Here is a 3,651-nt window from a genome sequence, read left to right on the forward strand (position 1 = left end):
CATCTTGGCGTTCTGCACCGCCTTGGCCTCGTAGTGATTGTTGGTAAAGACCAAGGTGCGGTCGGTCTTGCTCTCCAATTTTTTAATCTTGGGCACCCACTCACTGAGTTGCGCTTTTTTATAAAGGTAGTCGTAGCGCTCCTCGGGCCGTTCGTGCTTCCACCACTTGCGGGCGTTGCGTCCGTGAAAGCGCACGTAGCCCACGTTGGAGGTGGCCTCGGCCGTGGGCGGCACCAGCCCCTTGAGCTTCGGCTCGTCCACGCAACAAAAGCCCAGCCCCAGATCGCGCAGCCATTGGAAGGTCGGCGGCTCGATCCACTCGGCGTTGCGCAGCTCGACTATAAGATCGTTGCCCTTGAGCCTTTGGGCCAAACGCTCCACGTGTTGGCGCGATTGCGCTTTGGGCCGAAAGCTCCAGGGGAACTGCAACAGCAGCCCGCCGAGCACTCCGGCCGCGCGCAACGGCTCGAGCGCCGCGTCGAACCCGGCCAGGGCCGCGTCGTCGGCCGTGCCCTCGTGGGTCATGCTGCGGTGGGCCTTGACCACGAAGGTCACCGCGCCCGCGGATTTGCGCACCAGCGACTCCATGGTGCGCGCCGCGGGCATGGCGTAGTAGGTGTAGTTGATCTCGCAGGCGTTGAAGTGCTGCGAGTAAAAGGAGAGGAATTCGGTCTTGGGAAGCGACTCGGGATAGAAGTTGCCGCGCCAGTCCTCGTAGCTGAAGCCACTGGTCCCGACCAGGATCAACGCTGTCTCCGCGCCATCCAGCCCTCGATCAGCGGGTAGATCTCGCGCGGCGCGCTGTCGCCCAAAATCAGATCGCCGTGACCGTAGTCCACGCTGAAACCATTGGCCCGTCCGGCCAGCACGTACGATTTATCTTCGCCTCCGGCCAGCTCGTAACTCAGCCGCACGTTGACCGGCTGCACGATCTCGTCGCGTTTGCCCGCGATCCACAGCGAGGGGACCGTGAGTCCGGCCAGCCGCGCCGAGTAGTCGAAGCTGCGGTCCCAACTGGTGTTCGATCCGTCGGCCATGTTCTGCGCGAACTGCGAGAGCACCTTGGCCGGTGTGGCGCTGAGCCCGCCGCGGGAAAAAGCGCGCAACGTCGGGCCGTCGATGTTCTGCGGGTTGTAAAGAAACAGTTCGATCAGGCTGTCCGTGGACTCCAGCACCCGCGCCAGCCACGGCATCGGGCCTGCCATGGGAAAAGTCGGCAGGCGCTGCAGCAGCCGCAAGTGGCGCGCCGCCCACTGGTAGACGAGTGTGTTCCTGCGGTAGGCAAACGGGCTGGCCACGATCACCACGCTACGGGCGCGTTCGTCGCCGAAGTACGCCAGGTAGCAGCCGATGATCACGCCGCCCATCGAATGGCCGATCATGTTGATCTGCTCGGCGCCGGTACGTTCCCGAATTGCCTCGACCAGCGCGGGCATGTCGCGCAGGATGTGGTCGTCGAGGTTGAAATCGTAGCGCCCCTTGCCCGGGGCCGGCTCGCTCAACCGGTCGCCGCGCAGCTCCGCCACAAAACAATTGTAACCGCGGTCGCGCAGATACTCGGCCAGGCTGCGGCCGGGCAGCGCAAAATTCAGCCCGCTGGCGCCCATGCCGTGGACCAGCAGCACGGGCGATTTTTGGGGATCGGGATTTTGCGGCGCGTAGTGCCGTAGCAGCAGCGTCACGCCGTCGTCGGTTTGCGGCCGCAAGAGCGCGTCGTGGTCAGTGCGGATATAGGAGCAGCCGACGAGCACGAGCAGCGCCAGCAGCGCCGTACTCAGCCTGAAGACTGCTCGCTCACAGCTCGAGCTCATCGAGCCATCTCAGCGCGGCGTCCCAGACCTCGTCGCGGGCGTTGGGCCCCAGCAGCAGCCCCATGTGGCCGTAATTGTCGCGGTAGCCGTTGGCCTGGCTGAACACGCGCAGCAGCTTTTGCTGCGAGCCCAGCCCGTCGTGCAGCGCGATCGACTCGCCGGGAGTGACCCAGTTATCCAGCTTGCCCGCTGCGATGTAGGTCGGAACGCTCACCTCGCCCAGGCGCGCGCCCACGTTCAGCGCGTCCTGGTCCAGCTCGACGATCAGCTCGCCCTTGCTCCACCAGCGAATCACGCTGTCGGCCACCAGCACCGACTGCACCGTGAAACCGCTGCGCACGAACTCGGCCTTGACCTGCGGCTGAAACAGCTCGTCGTTGAACAGCAGGATGTCGGCCACGCTCTGGGTCTCGCCCTTAAACGGAGCGCGCAACCCGGCGGCCGCGGCGCAGTCCACGCCGTTGAACGGATCGAGACGATCGGCTTGCGCTGCCAGCGCCTGCTGGATCAGGTTGTAGTCGTAGTGCCTACCGGGCACGCCCAGTGCCACCATCGCGTCCACGCCCAACTTTGGATCGAGCTCCAGCGCACCCAGGGCGATCACCCCGGCGTGGCCGTGAGCCCAGACCACCAGCGGCCCGGAACCCTTGGCCCGAGCGTGGGCCACTGCCGCGGGCAGATCGTATTGCAGCATCTGACCCACGGTCCAGGTGTACGGCTCGCCGTTATGCCAGTCTGGACGATCCGAGCGGCCACAGCCGCGCCAGTCCAGCGTCACGACGGTCCAGCCGCGGCGCACCAAGTGCCGCGCCAGACTGTGTTCAGCATCCAGATCGAACACGAGGCTGGTGCTAAACAGGTCGGGCAGCAGCAGCGCGGTGCCGCGGGAACGTCCGCTCGGGGCGTAGGTCGTCAGAGCGACCTGGACTCCGTCGGACGTGGCAACGCGTTCGCTTTGGACCTGCTCCAGCCGGTAGACCCGCTGGATAGGACTGTAGACCGTACAGCCCGCGGCCAGCATGGCCACGGTCAGCAGTGCAACGATCATCGAAGTTCTGATCTGCCTCACCTGGGCCTCCTGAGGCTTAGGTTAAGTTCCGACGTGGCGAGGACTTGCGTCGCCCCGTTCATCTCGCGATTGTCCGCCGAGACCGCGAGCTCGAAGATTATCAAGTCTTGCGGGGCGGACGGGTCCAGGGCGATCCCGAGGTTGACCTTGTCGCGAGTGAAGCTCGCGCTGAGGGCCATCGGCTCGCCCGTGTAATACGGCTTGATCGCCAGCGGCACCTGCTCGGCCGTGGGCAACGCACCGCCCACGGGCTCGAAGCTCATCTCGCCGTAGAGCACGTTCCCCTTGTGCTTGAGGTTCAGTTCGACCTCAACGGTCGTGCCGCCCGAGCTCGAGAGCCTGCCGATCCAGCGGCCCGAGTGCGTCATCTGCTCCAAGAACGCCGGCCCGCTGAGCAGCACCACCACGAACAGCAGCAGCAGCGGAGTCAGGTAAATCAGCGCCATCTTGATTTGGTTTTTGCGCTCGAGGTTCTCGCGGATCACGGTCGTGGTCGGGCCCTGCCTGCGGGCCATCTTCTCGGCCCAGAGCTTGGCGTCGTCCTTGTATATATCTTCAAGCTCGATGCCGATCCGGCTATCGCGCTCCACGGTCTCGTCCATGCTCTCCAGGTCGATCCGCTCGACCTCGACCTCCTGTTCCATCTGCTGCTCGGGATGGTCGTACGCGCTCAGGTCGGCCTCGTCGACCTCGACTGCGTCGGTCTCGGCGCGCTTTGTCTGGAGTTGAATAATGTCTTCCAGGCCGCCGATCTGTGCCGATGAGCTGTCC

At 64.8% G+C, this 3,651-nt stretch carries 4 protein-coding genes; all 4 read right to left on the minus strand.

The features are described from left to right. On the minus strand, positions 1 to 747 hold a 747-nt coding region (locus P9M14_08785; GenBank protein MDP8255832.1), incomplete at its 3' end, for a DUF72 domain-containing protein. Next, on the minus strand, positions 744 to 1,811 hold the full coding sequence (locus P9M14_08790; GenBank protein MDP8255833.1) for an alpha/beta fold hydrolase: 1,068 nt from the start codon (positions 1,809 to 1,811) through the stop codon (positions 744 to 746). The genes P9M14_08790 and P9M14_08785, both read right to left, overlap by 4 nt. After that, positions 1,795 to 2,880, minus strand: coding sequence for an alpha/beta fold hydrolase (locus P9M14_08795; GenBank protein MDP8255834.1), 1,086 nt, complete (start codon positions 2,878 to 2,880; stop codon positions 1,795 to 1,797). Before P9M14_08795 ends, P9M14_08790 begins: the two co-directional genes overlap by 17 nt. Next, a partial coding sequence (locus P9M14_08800) for a hypothetical protein (GenBank protein ID MDP8255835.1) occupies positions 2,877 to 3,651 on the minus strand: 775 nt, incomplete at its 5' end. The genes P9M14_08800 and P9M14_08795, both read right to left, overlap by 4 nt.

Source organism: Candidatus Alcyoniella australis (assembly GCA_030765605.1).
Lineage (GTDB): Bacteria > Lernaellota > Lernaellaia > JAVCCG01 > Alcyoniellaceae > Alcyoniella > Alcyoniella australis.

Excerpts from the sequence above, each read along its gene's own strand:
- P9M14_08790 (MDP8255833.1), bottom strand. The coding sequence starts at position 1,811 with ATGAGCTCGAGCTGTGAGCGAGCAGTCTTCAGGCTGAGTACGGCGCTG.